Origin of the sequence: Acidovorax facilis (assembly GCF_050626955.1) — a bacterium.
GTDB lineage: Bacteria > Pseudomonadota > Gammaproteobacteria > Burkholderiales > Burkholderiaceae_C > Acidovorax > Acidovorax facilis.
In genome coordinates, this window is record NZ_CP192460.1 from 2,483,119 (window position 1) to 2,500,314 (window position 17,196).

Annotated in this window: 14 protein-coding genes and 1 tRNA gene; 4 read left to right on the top strand and 11 right to left on the bottom strand. The window is 64.4% G+C overall.

Annotated elements, in window-relative coordinates; translation table 11 throughout:
- Positions 1-22: 22 nt before the first annotated feature.
- The 5 genes from uvrC to ACQ4MJ_RS11220 form a co-directional block, all read right to left on the bottom strand.
- Positions 23-2,014 (bottom strand): excinuclease ABC subunit UvrC, encoded by a 1,992-nt coding sequence (uvrC, locus tag ACQ4MJ_RS11200; RefSeq protein ID WP_431152629.1) that lies wholly within the window; start codon positions 2,012-2,014, stop codon positions 23-25.
- Positions 2,015-2,111: 97 nt separating this feature from the next.
- Complete coding sequence (locus ACQ4MJ_RS11205) at positions 2,112-3,092, bottom strand: Bug family tripartite tricarboxylate transporter substrate binding protein (protein ID WP_121419688.1); 981 nt, start codon at positions 3,090-3,092, stop codon at positions 2,112-2,114.
- A gap of 85 nt (positions 3,093-3,177) precedes the next feature.
- Entirely contained in the window at positions 3,178-4,158 is a 981-nt protein-coding gene (locus tag ACQ4MJ_RS11210; protein WP_431152628.1) for a Bug family tripartite tricarboxylate transporter substrate binding protein, read from the bottom strand.
- 46 nt (positions 4,159-4,204) lie between these two features.
- Positions 4,205-5,185 carry a hydroxymethylglutaryl-CoA lyase gene (locus ACQ4MJ_RS11215; protein WP_431152627.1) on the bottom strand — a complete coding sequence of 327 codons (981 nt, stop codon included), beginning with the start codon at positions 5,183-5,185 and terminating at the stop codon, positions 4,205-4,207.
- Positions 5,182-6,387 carry a CaiB/BaiF CoA transferase family protein gene (locus ACQ4MJ_RS11220; RefSeq protein WP_431152626.1) on the bottom strand — a complete coding sequence of 402 codons (1,206 nt, stop codon included), beginning with the start codon at positions 6,385-6,387 and terminating at the stop codon, positions 5,182-5,184. Before ACQ4MJ_RS11220 ends, ACQ4MJ_RS11215 begins: the two co-directional genes overlap by 4 nt.
- A gap of 405 nt (positions 6,388-6,792) precedes the next feature.
- On the opposite strand from ACQ4MJ_RS11220, the gene ACQ4MJ_RS11225 reads away from it, so the two are divergent.
- The 3 genes from ACQ4MJ_RS11225 (at position 6,793) to efp (ending at position 9,541) form a co-directional block, all read left to right on the top strand.
- Complete coding sequence (locus ACQ4MJ_RS11225) at positions 6,793-7,695, top strand: LysR family transcriptional regulator (RefSeq protein ID WP_176885585.1); 903 nt, start codon at positions 6,793-6,795, stop codon at positions 7,693-7,695.
- A complete protein-coding gene (earP, locus tag ACQ4MJ_RS11230) occupies positions 7,692-8,846 on the top strand; it encodes an elongation factor P maturation arginine rhamnosyltransferase EarP (protein WP_431152625.1) in 1,155 nt (384 codons plus the stop codon). The genes ACQ4MJ_RS11225 and earP overlap by 4 nt, the downstream gene beginning before the upstream one ends.
- Before the next feature lie 140 nt (positions 8,847-8,986).
- On the top strand, positions 8,987-9,541 hold the full coding sequence (gene efp / locus ACQ4MJ_RS11235; protein ID WP_008906801.1) for an elongation factor P: 555 nt from the start codon (positions 8,987-8,989) through the stop codon (positions 9,539-9,541).
- Between the two features lie 133 nt (positions 9,542-9,674).
- Here the strand turns inward: efp and rimO are convergent, their stop codons facing one another.
- Together rimO and phaR are read right to left on the bottom strand one after the other, a co-directional pair.
- On the bottom strand, positions 9,675-11,066 hold the full coding sequence (rimO, locus tag ACQ4MJ_RS11240; protein WP_121506860.1) for a 30S ribosomal protein S12 methylthiotransferase RimO: 1,392 nt from the start codon (positions 11,064-11,066) through the stop codon (positions 9,675-9,677).
- A gap of 181 nt (positions 11,067-11,247) precedes the next feature.
- A complete protein-coding gene (gene phaR / locus ACQ4MJ_RS11245; RefSeq protein WP_055402453.1) occupies positions 11,248-11,808 on the bottom strand; it encodes a polyhydroxyalkanoate synthesis repressor PhaR in 561 nt (186 codons plus the stop codon).
- A 236-nt stretch (positions 11,809-12,044) separates the two neighbouring features.
- On the opposite strand from phaR, the gene ACQ4MJ_RS11250 reads away from it, so the two are divergent.
- Positions 12,045-13,133: a mechanosensitive ion channel family protein gene (locus tag ACQ4MJ_RS11250; protein WP_431152624.1), complete on the top strand. Its 1,089-nt coding sequence runs from the start codon at positions 12,045-12,047 to the stop codon at positions 13,131-13,133.
- 87 nt (positions 13,134-13,220) lie between these two features.
- On the opposite strand, the gene ACQ4MJ_RS11255 is transcribed toward ACQ4MJ_RS11250, so the two are convergent.
- The 4 genes from ACQ4MJ_RS11255 to ACQ4MJ_RS11270 all read right to left on the bottom strand — a co-directional run bounded on the left by ACQ4MJ_RS11255 (position 13,221) and on the right by ACQ4MJ_RS11270 (position 17,084).
- Positions 13,221-13,373, bottom strand: coding sequence for a hypothetical protein (locus ACQ4MJ_RS11255; protein WP_158603795.1), 153 nt, complete (start codon positions 13,371-13,373; stop codon positions 13,221-13,223).
- A 335-nt stretch (positions 13,374-13,708) separates the two neighbouring features.
- Positions 13,709-13,785: transfer RNA gene (locus ACQ4MJ_RS11260), tRNA-Val, on the bottom strand.
- A gap of 114 nt (positions 13,786-13,899) precedes the next feature.
- Entirely contained in the window at positions 13,900-16,116 is a 2,217-nt protein-coding gene (locus tag ACQ4MJ_RS11265) for a RelA/SpoT family protein (protein ID WP_431173703.1), read from the bottom strand.
- Positions 16,113-17,084 carry an alpha/beta fold hydrolase gene (locus tag ACQ4MJ_RS11270; protein WP_431152622.1) on the bottom strand — a complete coding sequence of 324 codons (972 nt, stop codon included), beginning with the start codon at positions 17,082-17,084 and terminating at the stop codon, positions 16,113-16,115. Before ACQ4MJ_RS11270 ends, ACQ4MJ_RS11265 begins: the two co-directional genes overlap by 4 nt.
- Positions 17,085-17,196 lie beyond the last annotated feature (112 nt).

Here is a 17,196-nt window from a genome sequence, read left to right on the forward strand (position 1 = left end):
GGCGAGCAGTCCGGCCGGGGGCTCAACGCAAGGCGCGATAGATCTCTTCGGCCAGCTCACGCGAGATGCCGTCCACGGTGACCAGGTCCTCCACACTGGCCGCAGCCACACCGCGCACCCCGCCAAAACGCTGCAGCAGCCGTGCACGCTTCTTGGGGCCCACCCCCGCAATTTCTTCGAGCTGACCACCACCCACCCGCACCTTGGCCCGTGCAGCGCGCATGCCGGTGATGGCAAACCTGTGGGCCTCGTCGCGGATCTGCGCCACCAGCATCAGCGCCGCCGAGTCCTTGCCCAGGTAGACCTTCTCGCGGCCATCTGCAAACACCAGCTCTTCCAGACCCACCTTGCGGCCCTCGCCCTTTTCCACGCCCACGATGCGGGTCAGATCCAGCCCCAGCGCGGTGAACACCTCGCGCGCCACGCCCACCTGGCCCTTGCCACCGTCGATGAGCACCAGATCGGGCAGGCGTGCCACACCTTTGGGCTTGGTGGGCTCTTCACCCCCGGGCGCGGAGTTGGCCGCAAAGTCGATGCCCCCAGCTTCCCGCGCGGCCTCGGCCACCTTGCTGTAGCGGCGCGTCAGCACCTGGCGCATGGCGGCATAGTCGTCGCCGCCCGTAATGCCTTCGATTTTGTAGCGGCGGTATTCGCTGCTCTGCATCTTGTGGTGATGGAACACCACACACGATGCCTGGGTGGATTCACCCGCCGTGTGCGAGATGTCAAAACACTCGATGGTGAGCTGGTCCAGATCTTCGGGCGGCAGATCCAGCGCCTCGGCCAGGGCACGCGTGCGCGCCTGTTGCGAGCCCTCTTCGGCCAGCAGGCGGGCCAGTTGCAGGTCGGCATTCTTTTGCGCCATGTCCAGCCAGGCGCGGCGCTGCTCGCGCGGCTGGTGGATGGCGGTCACGCGCACACCACTTTGGTCGCCCAGTGCCTCCAGCAACGCCTTGTCCACTGGTTCGCTGGTGACCAGCACCGGCGGCACCGGCACGCCGATGTAATGTTGGGCGATGAACGCTTCGAGCACCAGCACCTCGACACGGCGAAAGGGCACGGCCGGAGTATTCTCATCGGTGCCGTCACCGCCCTCTTCCTCGAACACGGCGGCAGCGTCTTCCACATGCACCGGGAAATACGGCCGGTCTCCCAGATGCCGCCCGCCGCGCACCATGGCCAGGTTCACACAGGCGCGGCCGCCTTGCACGCGTACGGCCAAGATGTCCACATCCTTGTCGTCCGCAATCTCGATGGACTGCTGGTGCAGCACCCGCGACAGCGCCTGGATCTGGTTGCGCACATCGGCGGCCTGCTCAAATTCAAGCCTGTCGGAATGCGCCATCATCCGCACCTCCATGGCCTTAATCACCTCCTGCGTTTCGCCGCGCAGCAGTGCCTCGGCATGCTGCACGTCGGCGGCATAGGCCTCAGGCGAGATCAAGTCCACACAAGGCCCGGTGCAGCGCTTGATCTGGAATAGCAGGCAGGGCCGCGTGCGGTTGGCAAACACCGTGTCTTCGCAGGTACGCAGGCGAAACACCTTTTGCAGCAGTTGGATGGTTTCCTTGACCGCCCAGGCGCTGGGGTACGGACCGAAATAGCGGTGCTTCTTATCGACCGCACCCCGGTAATAAGCCATGCGCGGAAACACTTGGGCGGGCGCATTGCCGCTGGCCGTGGGCGTGCCTGTGATCTTGAGATAGGGATAGCTCTTGTCGTCCCTGAACAGGATGTTGAACTTGGGGTTCAGCGTCTTGATGAGGTTGTTTTCCAGCAGCAGCGCCTCGGCCTCGGAGCGCACCACCGTGGTCTCCATGCGCACGATCCTGCTGACCATGTGGCCGATGCGCGTGCCGCCATGGTTCTTGGTGAAGTAGCTCGACACGCGCCGCTTGAGGTGGCGCGCCTTGCCTACATACAGCAGCGCGCCCTGGGCGTCGAAATAGCGGTACACGCCCGGCAGCGCGGGCAGCGCAGCCACCTGCGCCAGCAGTTCTTCGGAATGGGACATGGCGCGTATTGTGGCCCCGCGCGCAGCCTGGCCTGTGTACTATGAAAAAAATAGCTACTAGCGCTTACGCATCAAGCGCTAGCAGCCAATTTGACCACTACTCTGCTTCGATCTTCGAGCTTTTCACCACCTGCGCCCAGTTGGCAAGGTCCGCCTTGACCTTGTCACCCAGCTGCGCCGGGGTCTGGTAGTCGGCCGTGGCGCCTTGCTCTTGCGCCTTTTGCTGGAAGGCTGCGCTTTGCACCACGGTGCGGATGTCGGCAGTGAGCTTGTCCACCACCGGCTTGGGCACTGCAGCGGGTACAAACAACGCGAACCACGACGTGGCATCGACCTTGGGGTAACCCGCCTCGGCCGTGGTGGGCACATCGGGCAGGCTGGGCAGCCGCTGCTTGCCCGTCACGGCCAGCACGCGCAGCTTGCCGCTGGCGATGTGGGGCATGAACGGAGGCGCGGTGCCAAAAGTCAGGTCCACCTGCCCACCCAGCAGGTCCTGCAGCGCGGGGCCCGTGCCTTTGTAGGGCACGTGGACCATCTTGATGCCGCCCTGCTGCTCCAGCATGGCGCCCGTGACATGCTGCAGCGAGCCATTGCCCGATGAGGCGTAATTGAGCTTGCCGGGGTTGGCCTTGGCATAGGCCATCAGCTCAGGCAGCGTCTTCACGGGCAGGTCGTTGCGCACCACGATGATCTGCGGGGCCGAGATCACGTTGGCCACGGGCTGAAAGTCGGCCTGGTCCCACTGCTTTTGTTTGGTGATGTGGGGCGAGATGACGTGGTAGCCCGAGTACTGCATGAACACGGTGTAACCATCGGGCTCGGCGCGTTTGACGATGCTGGCGGCAATATTGCCGTTGCCACCGCCCTTGTTGTCCACGATGACCGACTGGCCCAGCACCGGCGCCAGGGCCTGGGCCAGCATCCGGGCCGACAGGTCGGTGGTGCCACCTGCGGCGGTGGGCACCACCATGGTCACTGTCTTGGTAGGGTAGGCGCCTTGCGCCAGGGCAGAACCCCAAAAGCCGGTGGCGATGGCCGCCAGGGCCAGGGACGTGAATTGCTTGCGATGCAGGTTCATGCGATGTCTCCGCTTTCTCTGTTGTTGAATGTCGTTCCGGGGCGGCGGCTGGGCAGCCAGCACCCGCCATAGCCATCTCAGGCGCTCAATCCACGGTGGCGCCGGTGTCCTTCACCACGCGGCTCCACTTGGGCAGGTCGGACTGCACAAGCGCCGCCAGTTGGGCTGCCGTGCCCTTGAAGGGTTCACAGCCCACGGTAGCCAGCTTGTCCACCACGTCCTTGTGCTCCAGCGCCCGGGCCACCTCGGCCTGCAGCTGGGCCACGATGGGCGCAGGCGTGCCGGCCGGGGCAAACAACGCGTACCAGGGCGCCTGGCCAAAGCCTTTGATCGTCTCGCCAATGGTGGGCGCATCGGGCAGCGCAGCCACGCGCTTTTCATTGACCACGCCCAGCACCTTGAGCTTGCCCGTCTTGATGAAGGCGATGGCCGACGGCAGGCTTTGCACCGACAGCGGCACCTGCCCACCCACCACGTCGGTGGCGGCTGCGGCAGAGCCCTTGTACGGGATGTGCTGCAGCTGGATGCCAGCGGCCTTTTGCAGCATCTCGCCGATCAGGTGGTTCAGCGTGCCGTTGCCCGCCGAGGCAATCGAATACTTGCCAGGGCTGGCCTTGGCCAAGTTCACCAGCTCGGCCACGTTGTTGGCGGGAAAAGACGGGTGCGCCACCAGCACATAACCGGCCGTGGCGACAGGGGCCACGGGGGCAAAGTCCTTCACCGGGTCAAAGCCGGGGTTCTTGTACAGCGCGGGGCCAATCACATGGGCGCTGTCGGCCGTCAGCAGCAGGGTGTAGCCATCGTTGCGCGCGCGGGCGGTGGTGCCCGTGGCCAGCGTGCCGCCGGCACCAGGGCGGTTCTCCACGATCACGCTCTGGCCCAGTTGCTCGCCGAGCTTTTGCGCCACCACGCGCGCAATGGCGTCATTGGCGCCTCCCGCAGCCTGGGGCACGACCACGGTGATGGGCTTGGACGGGTACTTGTCCTGCGCGCCTGCTGCCAAGGCAGCAGAGCACAACATAGCAGCCGTGAAGAGTCGGCGGGACAGCATCGTTTGAAATGTCATGGCTTTTGTCTCCTGTGGTTGTGAATGAATGCAGGCTCGCCCGCATTCAACGCGAAAGCGCTCTTTCGCGGATGGCGTCGAAATCCGCAGGTACCGAATGCAGCGCCAGGCGCGGACCCGCCTTGGCGATCTGACTCGGAATGTCGTGGCCGATGAGCACAGGCAACTGCTGCGCCGCTGCCACCAGCCGGGCCAGGTCCACGCCGGTGTCGTAGCCCATCAGCGCCAGCGCATGCACGATCTCTTCGCTGCACACATTGCCGCTGGCGCCCGGCGCATAGGGGCAGCCGCCAAGGCCGCCCAGCGAGGCATCGAACCGGTCCGCGCCCGCATCGATGGCCGCCAGCACGTTGGCAAGGCCCATGCCGCGCGTGTTGTGAAAGTGCAGCGTGAACTCCACGCCTGGCCAGCGCGCGCGGGCGGCCGCCGTGATCTGGTGCACCTGCGTGGGGTAGGCCATGCCCGTGGTGTCGCACAGCGTGATGCCACGCACGCCCATATCCACAAAACGCTGCACCCAGCCGAACACGTCGGCTTCGGGCACATCGCCTTCCATGGGGCAGCCGAACACGCAGGACAGCGACACATTCACCGCCACGTTGGCGCCCTGCGCCAGGGCCACCACCTGCGCCAGCGCCGCAAACGACTGTTCCGGCGTCATGCGCAGGTTGGCCAGGTTGTGCGTGGCGCTGACCGACATGACCAGGTTCACCTCGTCCGTGCGCGACTCGATGGCGCGCTCTGCCCCGCGCAGGTTGGGCACCAACGCGGTGTAGACCGTGCCAGGGCTGCGCGTGATCTCGCGCATGACGACCTCGGCGTCTTTCAGCGCGGGGATGGCGGTGGGCGATGTGAACGAAGTCACCTCGATCTTGGACAGGCCCGCTGCCGACAGCGCATTGCACAGAGCGATCTTGTCGGCCGTGGGCACAAAGGCCTTCTCCATCTGCAGGCCGTCGCGCAGGCCGACCTCCTGCATGTGGATGCGGCGGTTCGCGCCTTGCCACACGGTGTTGGATGCACTCATTGAATGACCCCCTTGTTGCGCAGCAGGGCGATCTGTTCGGCCGTCAAACCTGCCTCGGCCAGCACCGCATCGGTGTCATCGCCCAAATGCGGCGCACTGCTGCGGATGGTTCCGGGCGTGCCCGAGAGCTTGGGCACGATGCCCGGCACTTCCACGCTGTAGCCGTCGCGCGTCTGCTGCGTCAGCAGCATGTCGCGGGCGCGGTAGTGCGGGTCTTCGGCGATGTCCTTGGCGGTGTAGACCTTGCCCGCCGGCACGCGGGCGGCGCCCAGCGCATCCAGCACCTGCTGCACGGTGCGCTGCGCGCTCCAGGCGCCAATCGCAGCGTCGATCTCTTCCACGCGGGCCACGCGGCCGGTGTTGTTGGCCAGGTCCGGCGCCGCGCCCAGGTCGGGCCGGCCGATGGCATCCATCAGCCGCTTGAAAATGCTGTCGCCATTGCCCGCCACCAGCACCCAGCCGTCCGTGCAAGGGTAGGCGTTGCTCGGCGCAATGCCCGGCAGCGCGCTGCCTGCGGCCTCGCGCACGGCGCCAAAGGCGCTGTATTCGGGGATCAGGCTTTCCATCACGTTGAACACCGCCTCGTGCAGCGCAACGTCGATCACCTGGCCTTTGCCGCCGTTGACCTTGCGGTGGTACAGCGCCGTGAGCACGCCGATGGTGCCGTGCAGCGCCGCCAGCGTGTCGCCAATCGACACCCCCACCCGCACCGGCACGCGGCCGGGCTCGCCCGTCAGGTGGCGCAGGCCGCCCATGGCCTCGCCGATGGCGCCAAAGCCTGGCAGGTCGCGGTACGGCCCCGTCTGGCCGTAGCCAGAGATGCGCAGCATGACCAGGCCGGGGTTGATCGCGTGCAGTTCCTCGGGCGACATGCCCCAGCCTTCGAGCGTGCCGGGGCGGAAATTCTCGACCAGCACATCGGCCTCGGCGATCAGCTGGCGAGCGATGTCCTGCCCCTCCTTTTGCCGCAGGTCCAGCGCCACCGAGCGCTTGTTGCGCGACTGCACCTGCCACCAGACGGAGGTGCCTTCCTTGATCAGGCGCCAGTTGCGCAGCGGGTCGCCGGTCTCGGGCGCTTCGATCTTGATCACGTCGGCGCCAAACTCGCCCAGCGTCTTGCCGCAGAACGGCCCGGCAATCAGCTGGCCCATTTCGATGACGCGCACGCCTTGCAGTGCGGCGGGGGAAGCGATGGAATCCATGGAACTGTGTGTCTCCTGCGGGCGGTGATGCTGGGCGGGAATGATGCGCACCTGCGGCCCTCCTGCAAAACGCTCAAGCAACAAGCCACCATCGCAATCCGGCATGGCAATAGTCCACTGAATCACAGAAATCAGCGGTGCGCCGGGGTTGCAGCGGGATGCGCGGCAAGGCGCCTGGGGCAGCCAAGGCAGGCCGCCTTGGCAAGCCAGGCAACGCCGGCGCGCGCTCGCTGCAACCCCGGCCCGCAGGGTGAGTGTCTGGCAAGGCCGCACTCGTCGTTGCCGTGCTCGCCGGGTGTGCAACCCGGCTCCGCCCGGCGTCTAGATTGCAGCCTTGCCAGACCCTCACGCACCGCCGATTTCTGTGATTCAGTGGACTACGCTGCTTGCTACCATCGGTGCCCCATGAAACTCGACCCCGTCTCCCTGCGCCTGTTCGTTGCCGTGATGGAAGAAAACACCATCGCCGCTGCCGCCGCGCGCGAGCACCTGGCCGCATCGGCCGTCAGCCGCCGCCTGGCCGACTTGGAAGACGCGCTGCAGGTGGCCTTGTTCACCCGCAGCAACAAAGGCACCGAGCCCACCGCCGCCGCGTTTGCGCTGCTGAACCTGGCGCGCGGTGTGCTGAACGACCTGGACGGCATCGCCACGCAGATGCGCGACTACGGCACGGGCGTGCGCGGCCATGTGCGTGTGGTGGCCAATATTTCGGCCATCACGCAGTTTTTACCCGCCGAGTTGCAGAGCTTTTTGGAGCAACACCCTCAGGTGGATGTGCGGCTGCAGGAGCAGATCAGCACCGCGATTGCCCAGTCCGTGGCCGAGAACGCCGCCGACGTGGGCATCCTCAACGAAGGCAGCTACGGCGAACGCGTGACGCTGCTGCCCTACCGCACCGACGAACTGGTGCTGGTGGTACCCACCGGCCACGCGCTGGTGCGGCGCAAGTCCGTGCGCCTGGCAGACGCCCTGCCTTTTGACTTTGTGGGCGCGCACCCGGGCAGCGCCATCAACAACCAACTGACCCGCGCGGCCGCCGAGGCGGGCCTGCCACTGCGCCTGCGCATGCAGGTGACGAGCTACGACGCGCTGTGCCTCATGGTCAACGCGGGCCTGGGTGTGGGCGTGATGCCCCGTGGCAGCGCCGCGCTGTACCGGGGCACGCTGGCCATCCGCACCGTCACGCTGAACGAGCCCTGGGCGCAGCGGCGGCTGGCACTGTGTGTGCGGTCTGAAGAATCGCTCTCCAGCGTTGCCCGGCTGCTGGTGGAGCACCTGCGCGCGCAGCCAACGGGGCCATCACCATGAGCCGCCCCCTGCCCCCGCTCCAGTGGGATGTGTTTTGCCGCGTGATCGACAACTTTGGCGACATCGGCGTGTGCTGGCGCCTCGTGGCGCAACTGGCCGCGCTGGGCCACCGCGTGCGCCTGTGGGTGGACGACGCTTCGGCCCTGCAGTGGATGGCGCCCCAAGGCTGCCCCGGCGTGGAGTTGCGCGCCTGGGGTTCGCCACCACCGAGCCCTGATGAACCCGCCCCCGATGTGATGGTGGAGGCCTTCGGCTGCGACATTGCTCCTGAATTCATAGCTTACAGCGCTTATCCATCAAGCGCTAGAGGCCAAAAATCCTCCAAACCAGTCTGGATCAACCTGGAATACCTGTCGGCAGAAGCTTACGTGGAGCGCAACCACAGGCTGCCGTCACCCATCCTGTCCGGCCCCGCGGCAGGGTGGACGCGCTGGTTCTTCTACCCTGGCTTCACGCCCGGCACGGGCGGCTTGCTGCGCGAACCCGACCTGATGGCACGGCGCGAGGCGTTTGACCGCAGCGCCTGGCGTGCAGAACACGCCGCCGCCTTCGGGCTGGGCGATGGTTGCGCCGAGCAGCGCTGGGTTTCGCTGTTCTGCTATGAACCCGCCGCCTTGCCGGAGCTGCTGCGGCACGGCCAGACACGGCCCACGCAGTTGCTGGTGACTCCGGGCCGCCCCACGGCCGCCGTGCGGGCTGCATTGGCTGGGGGCTGTGATCAAAAAATCGGCCAAAAGGGTCTCCAGCGCTTATCTGACAAGCGCGAGCAGCTATCAATTTCATATCTACCCCACCGCCCTCAGCCTGCGTTTGACGAGATGCTCTGGGCCTGTGACTTCAACGCCGTACGCGGCGAGGACTCGCTGGTGCGGGCGCTGTGGGCGGGCCAGGCGTTTGTGTGGCAGATCTACCCGCAGCATGACAACGCGCACCACGACAAGCTCTGGGCGTTTCTGGACTGGCTGCAGGCCCCCGCCTCGCTGCGGCAGTTCCACGCGACCTGGAACGGACTGGACGCCGAGCCGTTGCAATGGCCCGGCGACGACACCCAGGCCGAGTGGACGGCCTGCACCCGGGCCGCCCGTGCGCGCCTGCTGACACAGGACAACCTCGTTGCACAACTTTTGGGCTTTGTCGCCGAAAAACGGTAAAATCCGAGGCTTTGCGCAAATCAGGTACGGCACAGCAGTGCCACCACCCCGCGCACTTTCGCCGCAGAACATGCACCGGCGCGCAAACCAGGCGGTTTGCCAGCCCGCGCGTTGAGCGGCCCCAACCCAAGCAACTTGCTATGAAAATCGCTCAAGAAATCCGCGCCGGCAACGTCATCATGCACGGCAAGGACCCCATGGTGGTCCTGAAGACCGAATACGCCCGCGGCGGCCGCGGTGCAGCCACCGTGCGCATGAAGCTCAAGAGCCTGATCGGCAACTTCGGCACCGAAGTCGTGTTCAAGGCCGACGACAAGATCGACAACGTGATCCTGGACAAGAAGGAGTGCACCTACTCCTACTTCGCCGACCCCATGTACGTGTGCATGGACACCGAGTACAACCAGTACGAAGTGGAAGCCGAAAACATGGGCGACTCGCTGAACTACCTGGAAGACGGCATGACCGTGGAAGTGGTGTTCTACGACGGCAAGGCCATCTCGGTCGAACTGCCCACCAGCGTCGAGCGTGAAATCACCTGGACGGAACCCGCCGTCAAGGGCGATACCTCCGGCAAGGTCATGAAGCCTGCCAAGATCGCCACCGGCTTTGAAGTGCCCGTGCCCCTGTTTGTCAGTCAAGGCGACAAGATCGAAATCGACACCCGCACCGGCGAATACCGCAAGCGCGTGTAAGCTGCCCTGCGCAGTTCTCCCTCGCGGGAGAACGACCACAAAAAAAGGCTTCCCTCGGGAAGCCTTTTTTCATGGTATTTTTAGCCACCCGCGCTTATCTAAAAAGCGCAGATAGCTATCAATTACATAGCTATCAGATGGGCTGCGCCACCAGATCGTGCCCGCGCACGCCGACAATGCGCGCCTTGGTGAATTCGCCCACCTTCATGGTCTTGCTGATCTTCTCGGGCGGCAGCAGCTGCACGGTGCCGTCGATCTCGGGCGCATCTGCATAGGTGCGGCCCACACCGCCCTTGCGGCCCAGGCCGGGAGCCGAATCCACCAGCACCTGCATGGTGGCGCCCACGCGGCGCTGCAGCTTGGCAATCGACACCTCTTCGGCCACAGCCATGAAGCGGGCACGGCGCTCTTCGCGCACTTCCAGAGGCAACATGCCCGGCAGCTCATTGGCAGCGGCGCCCGTCACATCACTGTAGGCAAAGCAGCCCGCACGGTCGATCTGCGCCTCGCGCACAAAATCGAGCAGGTGCTGGAACTCTTCTTCCGTCTCGCCAGGGAAGCCGGCGATAAAGGTGCTGCGGATCACGATCTCGGGGCAGGCCTCGCGCCAGCGCTGGATGCGCTCCAGGTTGCGCTCGCCGCTGGCCGGGCGCTTCATGCGCTTGAGCACGTCGGGGTGGCTGTGCTGGAAAGGCACATCCAGGTAGGGCAGCACGCGGCCCGTTGCCATGAGCGGGATCACCTCGTCCACGCTGGGGTACGGGTACACGTAGTGCAGCCGCACCCAGGCGCCGTAGGGCTCGGCGATCTCGCCCAGCGTCTGCACCAGCTCCAGCATGCGCGTCTTGACCGGCTTGCCGTCCCAGAAGCCGGTGCGGTACTTCACATCCACACCGTAGGCCGACGTGTCCTGGCTGATGACCAGCAACTCCTTGACGCCACCTTCAAACAGGGCCTTGGCCTCGCTGAGCACATCGCCAATGGGCCGCGACACCAAGTCGCCGCGCATGGACGGGATGATGCAGAAGGTGCAACGGTGGTTGCAGCCTTCGCTGATCTTGAGGTACGCATAGTGCTTGGGCGTGAGCTTGATGCCCGCAATACCAAAGCTGCCCGGCACCAGGTCCACAAACGGGTCGTGCGGCTTGGGCAGGTTCAGGTGGACGGCATCCATCACCTCTTGTGTGGCATGCGGACCGGTCACGGCCAGCACGCTGGGGTGCATCTGGCGCACCATGTTGCCGCCGTCGTCGCCCGTGCGGGCGCCCAGGCAGCCGGTGACGATGACCTTGCCGTTCTCGGCCAAGGCTTCGCCAATGGTGTCCAGGCTTTCCTTGACGGCGTCGTCAATGAAGCCGCAGGTGTTGACGATGACCAGGTCCGCGCCCTGGAAGGTCTTGGAGGTTTCGTAACCCTCCGCGCTCAGCTGCGTGAGAATCAACTCGGAATCGGTCAGTGCCTTGGGGCAGCCCAGGCTGACGAATCCGACTTTGGGTGTTTTGGTGGGGGCAATTGCTTCGCTCATATCCCCGTATTGTCCCAGTTCCGGCGTCAGACCGGTGGGACGGGCAATTGCCTGCAATGCCTGCGACTCGCCGCGACCTATGAAACTGGCGCGATCCTAGGCCAGCGGCCACCGCGCAAGGGCCGCCCCGCCGCGCTGGTGGCGTCTCCCTGGGGGGAAGCCGCGAAGCGGCTCAGGGAGGCTACCGCTTGAGTCCAAACGCGCCCAGCATCTGCTCCGTCTGCTTTTGCATCTGCTCCTGCATCTGCGTGAGCATGGACTGCGACTGCTCCACATAGTTGCCCATCATGCCCTTGAGCATGGGCGATTGCAGGCTCATGAACTGGGCCCACATCTCTGGCGTCACGCTCTGCGACTGCTCAGCCAGCTTGGCCTGAACGTCGGTAAACGCCTGTACGTTCTTCTCCAGGTACGCGCCCATGAAACCCTGCATGGCATGGCCATAAAAACGGATGATGTTGGCCAGCACCGCCTCGGTGAACATGGGTGCGCCACCGGCCTCTTCTTCCAGAATGATCTGCAGCAGAATGCTGCGCGTGAGGTCTTCGCCCGTCTTGGCGTCGCGCACTACCACCTGCTGGTTGGCCATGACCAGCTGGCGCACCTCGGCCAGGGTGATGTAGGTGGAGGTGTCTGTGTCGTACAGACGGCGATTGGGGTATTTTTTGATGACACGCTGCGCCGACTTGGGCGCGGCACTTTTCTGTTCGGACACGACGAACTCCTCGGGCTGGAAGCCCATGTATTGCAGTGCAGCACATTCTAGGGAACGGGCAGCCCGGCACCAGCAAAGGAATACCCTGATGACTAGCTGCGCGCCACTGTCGCCGGGGTGACAATTTCCAGGCCCGGTAGCGTCACCCCGCTAGGCGCAGCCGTCACAGGCCTGCACCAGCCCATCAACCGGTGCGGCGCACCGTCTGACAGCTGAATACGTTTGCCGGTGCGATAGTGGGCGTTTGCCCTCTTTTCCACACGATGCTCGAAAGTTTGCAGCTCTCCCCCTGGCTCGCTACGGCGGTAGCGGCCTTGTTTGCCACGACCTTGGCAGCCATCGCCCATCGGATGGTCGCCATCGTTCTGCGCCGCGCAACAACCCCCCTCCCTGTGGTGCAGACCGTGGTGCTGGCATGCATACCGGTCATGCGGATTCTGCTGCCGTTGATCGCGCTGCAACTGGTATGGCAAGCCGCCAGCGATGATCTGCCTTACATCGGCGGTATCCGCCATCTCAATGGCCTGGCGGTGATTGGCGGGGCCTGCTGGCTGCTGATTGCCGCAATTGGCGGCCTGGCCAATGGCGTCATTGCCCAACACCCCGCAGATGTGGAAGACAACCTCACCGCCCGACGCATCGCCACCCAGGCACGCGTGCTGTCGCGCACGGCGATGACCGGCGTGGTGATGGCGGGCCTCGCGCTCATGCTCATGACTTTTCCAGGGGCCCGGCAAGTAGGTGCCAGTTTGCTCGCGTCAGCCGGGGTGGTGGGGATTGTGGCGGGCATTGCAGCGCGCCCGGTCTTCAGCAACATGATCGCCGGACTGCAGATCGCACTGGCCCAGCCCATCCGCATCGACGATGTGCTAATTGTCGAAGGGGAATGGGGACGGGTAGAAGAAATCACCAGCACCTATGTGGTGCTGCGCATCTGGGACGAGCGGCGCTTGATCATCCCGCTGCAGTGGTTTATAGAAAACCCGTTTCAAAACTGGACACGCACCAGCTCTGAAATCCTGGGAACCGTTTTCCTGTTTGCCGACTACCGCCTGCCGCTGGACCCGCTGCGGGCCGAATTGCAGCGGGTGCTGGAAACCGCACCAGAGTGGGACAGGCGAGTGAACGTGCTGCAGCTCACCGATGTGACCGAGCGCACCATCCAGATCCGCGTGCTGGTCTCCGCACGATCATCCAGCCTGGCGTTCGACCTGCGGTGCAGGGTGCGCGAAGCGCTGGTGACGTTCATTCAACGCGAATACCCGGACTGCCTTCCACAAGTGCGTGTGCCTGCACAGGGGGATGAAGCACCGACGAGACCACTCGAGCAAGAGCCCCTGTTGAAGGCCTGAGCCAAGGCAGCGCTATCGATGCACCCACAAGAAGCCCCGCCACATGTCGCCACGATAGCAACCATGCCGGAGCATGGGCATTCTTCCTCAATAGCCCATCTTGAAGTACGCCACCGCAAGCACCGCGACGATGGCGGCGAGAGCAGCAAGCCAGAAGATCCGGATGTCGTACAGACCCAGTTCAGGATCAGTGTCCACAAAACCCTGGTGGACACTTGAAGAATTGGATGGAGTGTTCATGGTGGCATCCCTTCTCTTTGAAGCCACCAAAGTTATCGCGACCCCGTGCGTCTTCGTGTCAGACAAAAACCAATTCATTGATTTGCCGCCAGGCACGCAGGCGCCGTCACCCTCGGTGAACCCAATGGGTGCAAGGAGCCAACAAAGAAGTTCGTCGGTATCCCCAGGGCGATGAACGACCGCGACGCCCGACACCGCATAAAAAGAGGACTGATTCGAGCGCGACCAAAGAAAAAGCCACCTGTAAAAAGGTGGCTTTGTGCTTTTTGAAACCTGGTCAAGGTTTCCACAAGTTTTTCAGTGGCCTGAAAGCTGGTTTCTTTCAGGGAAAAACTTGGTAGGCGCGATTGGACTCGAACCAACGACCCCCACCATGTCAAGGTGGTGCTCTAACCAGCTGAGCTACGCGCCTGTCGTTGTTTAGACCACGATTATAGCCATAAAAATCGGGTGCTTCGATCAAAACAGCACAGCAAACGGCAAAGGGATGTTCGTGGCTCTTGTTCCGTGCCTACCGTCCCGCCACTCAGCGTCTGCGCGCGGAGCGCACACCCGGCACGCCGGCCACGATGCCCAGCACCTTGTTCAGGCGGCCCGAATCGGCAACCTCCACCGTGAAGGTCATCCACGCCGTGCCTTTCACCGACTGCGTCTGCACGCCGATCACATTGGTCTTCTCGCGCGCAAAGACTTCGGAGATATCGCGCAGCAGGCCCTGGCGGTCGGCGGCTTCCACGGCGACGTCCACGGGGTACACGGCAGCCAGTGCAGCCGATTTGGAGGTGGAGCCCCACTCCACATCAATCACCCGCTCAATGCTGCGTGCGGCCATTTCGCGGAAGTTGCTGCAGTCGGCCCGGTGCACGCTCACGCCCTTGCCCCGCGTGACAAAACCACGGATCAGGTCCGGCGGAGCTGGCTTGCAGCACTTGGCCAGCTGGGTCATCAGCGAGTCAATGCCCACCACCAGCACGCCGCCCTTGGGTGCGGCATCGTTGGTGCGTGTTTTCTTGAGCAACAAATAGTCGTCGGACTGCAAAACCGGCTCGGGCGGTCGCAGCACCGTTTCGATGTTGCGTAGCGAGAATTCATCCTTGCCCACCACTTCGAACAAGGCATCGGCGGACTTGAAGCCCAGTTGCACCGCCAGATCGTCGAGCTTGATGGCAGTCTTGCCCTCGCGCTGAAGCAGCTTTTCGACCGCCTCGCGCCCACGGGCCACGGTTTCGTGTGTGGCCTGGGCGTTGAACCAGGCACGCACCTTGGCTTTGGCGCGGTTGCTGGTGAGGTAGCCCAGCTCAGCATTGAGCCAGTCGCGTGAGGGGCGGCCTTCCTTGACGGTGGATATCTCCACCGTCTGTCCGTTTTGCAGCGGTGTGTTGAGCGGCACCATCGCGCCGTCCACCCGGGCGCCCCGGCAACGGTGCCCGACACTCGTGTGCACGGCATACGCAAAGTCCACCGGTGTGGCGCCCTGGGGCAGCTCCACCACAGCAGCATCTGGGGTCAGCACATAGATGCGGTCTTCAAACAGGCCCCGGTTGGGCAAGGCACCCGACAGATCGCGCTCCCAGGCCAGCAACTGGCGCAACACCGCAATCTTGGCGTCGTATTCACCGGTGGCCGAAACCCCTGCATAGCCCTTGCTGCCTGCCTCTTTGTAGGCCCAATGCGCCGCCACTCCGTGCTCCGCATGGTCGTGCATGGCCTGGGTACGGATCTGGATCTCGATGGGCTTGCCGTTGTCGTCGCGCACGATGGTGTGCAGCGACTGGTAGCCATTGGGCTTGGGCTTGGCGATGTAGTCGTCAAACTCCTCAACGATGGGCTTGAACTGCTCGTGCACCCAGCTCAGGGCCGCGTAGCAGTCCTTCACCGTGGGCACCACCACGCGCAGCGCGCGGATGTCAAACACCTGATCGAAGTTGAGCGACTTGCCGCGCATCTTCTTGACGATGCTGTAGATGTGCTTGGGGCGCCCCTGCACGCTGGCGCTGATGCTGCGTGCGCGCAGGTCGGATTCAAGCCGCGCGCGCAGCTGCTCCATGTACACCTCGCGCTCGCCCCGCTTTTCGTCGAGCAGGCGGGCCACTTCCTTGTAGGTGTCAGGCTCCAGAAAGCGAAAGGACAGGTCCTCCAGCTCCCACTTGACCTGCCAGATACCAAGGCGGTTGGCCAGCGGTGCAAACACCTGCAGCGACTCGCGCGCCAGGCTGGGCGATACGGGGCGCTTGCTGGCCGCATGAAAGCGCAGCGTCTGCAGGCGCGAGGCCAGGCGCAGCATCACCACACGCAGGTCGCGCGAGAAGGCAAGCAGCATCTTGCGCACGTTCTCGGTCTGCACGGCGGGGTCTTCCAGGTGCTCTGCGGTGCGGGCCTGCTGCTGCACGCGCATGAGCTTGGTGGTCTCTACCGCCAGCGCGGCAAAGTTGGCACCAAAGGCCTTGGCGATCACCTCCTCAGGCTTGTTCAGATGAATGCACGCATGCACCAGGTAACTGGCGGCCTGCATGGCCTCCGAGCCGCCAATGCCCTTGAGGATGGCAGCCACGGCATCGGCGTGGGCCAGCGTGTTTTCGCCGGAATCCAGCGTTTCGCCAGCCATCAAGGGCTCGGCAAACGCGCGCGCACGCGCCAGCGCGTTCACCTGCTCAGGCAGGGTGTGTGCGGTAGCGGCAATGAGCTGGGGGACGGCGTCGGCCTGGGGGGTGTGGGACGCCTGTGCGGGAGGGTAGGTTTTCATCCGGCCACAACACCTTCCGCCGAAAGCAAAAAGCCGGTGACCGCAGCCACCTGATCGCCCGCCACCAGCGTGGGAGCATGCCCCACGCCTTCAAATTCGACCACGTGTGCCCGGGGCCCGCGCTGCGCCATGGCCTGCGCGGTTTCGCGAGAGAGCAGGTCAGACTGTGCACCGCGCAACAGCAAGGTGCGGGCCGTGATGTGGTCATACAGCTGCCACAGCATGGCCTCGCCGGCCACAGCAGACTCCTGCGTCAATGTTTTGAATGGCACCGCGATGGCCGGGTCATAGTGCAGCGTGATGCCACCACCCGCAGATTCCGGCAACGCGCGCACCATGGCACGCGACAAGTCCAGCCACTGCTCGGGTGTATGGGGGCCAAAGCTGGTGGAAATCGCCCACATGGCGTCGGCCGCCTGCTGGAGCGACTCGAACCGCGCCTGTTGCCCCAGGTACAAGCCGATGCGCTGCAGGGCCTCCCACTGGATGACGGGGCCCACGTCGTTGAGTACCAGCCTGCGCACAGGCACCGGCAAAGGCAACCCCGGCTGGCCCGCAATGCCCATGCCGATGAGCCCCCCCATGCTGGTGCCCACCCAGTCGAGGGTGGTGATGGGTGCCTGCTGGTGCACCTGGGCCAGCATGGCCAGCATGTCCGCGGCGTATTGGGCAATCTGGTAGCCCATGGGGTCAGTCAGCCAGTCGCTCTGGCCGCGCCCGACCACGTCGGGGCAGATCACGCGGGCATGCTGGCTCAACGCACGGGCCAGGGTGTCGAAGTCGCGCCCCTGGCGCGAGAGGCCATGCACACAGACCACCACATGGGGATGCGCCGGATTGCCCGTGGCATTCCACTCCCAGTAAGCCATGCGATGGTGTGTAGCCGCAGATGCGGAGGAGTTACCGGAAGACACCACAGGCGCCCCCGGGCCAGGGCACAGTACGTAGTTCAGCGTAGGTTCAATCATGGGTGCGAAATCCGGGGGCAGCGCTCGATAATGCAGGAGCCGTCGGCACCCATTGTTCGTTCATGCGTGCCGACTTTTTCTTGCGTTGCATCGTAATTCATTCGGAGAGACT

What these genes read in the sequence shown, in the direction of transcription:
- uvrC (WP_431152629.1), bottom strand. Translation starts at nt 2,014, where the DNA reads ATGTCCCATTCCGAAGAACTGCTGGCGCAGGTGGCTGCGCTGCCCGCG.
- ACQ4MJ_RS11205 (WP_121419688.1), bottom strand. Translation starts at nt 3,092, where the DNA reads ATGAACCTGCATCGCAAGCAATTCACGTCCCTGGCCCTGGCGGCCATC.
- ACQ4MJ_RS11210 (WP_431152628.1), bottom strand. Translation starts at nt 4,158, where the DNA reads ATGACATTTCAAACGATGCTGTCCCGCCGACTCTTCACGGCTGCTATG.
- ACQ4MJ_RS11215 (WP_431152627.1), bottom strand. Translation starts at nt 5,185, where the DNA reads ATGAGTGCATCCAACACCGTGTGGCAAGGCGCGAACCGCCGCATCCAC.
- ACQ4MJ_RS11220 (WP_431152626.1), bottom strand. Translation starts at nt 6,387, where the DNA reads ATGGATTCCATCGCTTCCCCCGCCGCACTGCAAGGCGTGCGCGTCATC.
- ACQ4MJ_RS11225 (WP_176885585.1), top strand. Translation starts at nt 6,793, where the DNA reads ATGAAACTCGACCCCGTCTCCCTGCGCCTGTTCGTTGCCGTGATGGAA.
- earP (WP_431152625.1), top strand. Translation starts at nt 7,692, where the DNA reads ATGAGCCGCCCCCTGCCCCCGCTCCAGTGGGATGTGTTTTGCCGCGTG.
- efp (WP_008906801.1), top strand. Translation starts at nt 8,987, where the DNA reads ATGAAAATCGCTCAAGAAATCCGCGCCGGCAACGTCATCATGCACGGC.
- rimO (WP_121506860.1), bottom strand. Translation starts at nt 11,066, where the DNA reads ATGAGCGAAGCAATTGCCCCCACCAAAACACCCAAAGTCGGATTCGTC.
- phaR (WP_055402453.1), bottom strand. Translation starts at nt 11,808, where the DNA reads ATGGGCTTCCAGCCCGAGGAGTTCGTCGTGTCCGAACAGAAAAGTGCC.
- ACQ4MJ_RS11250 (WP_431152624.1), top strand. Translation starts at nt 12,045, where the DNA reads ATGCTCGAAAGTTTGCAGCTCTCCCCCTGGCTCGCTACGGCGGTAGCG.
- ACQ4MJ_RS11255 (WP_158603795.1), bottom strand. Translation starts at nt 13,373, where the DNA reads ATGAACACTCCATCCAATTCTTCAAGTGTCCACCAGGGTTTTGTGGAC.
- ACQ4MJ_RS11265 (WP_431173703.1), bottom strand. Translation starts at nt 16,116, where the DNA reads ATGAAAACCTACCCTCCCGCACAGGCGTCCCACACCCCCCAGGCCGAC.
- ACQ4MJ_RS11270 (WP_431152622.1), bottom strand. Translation starts at nt 17,084, where the DNA reads ATGATTGAACCTACGCTGAACTACGTACTGTGCCCTGGCCCGGGGGCG.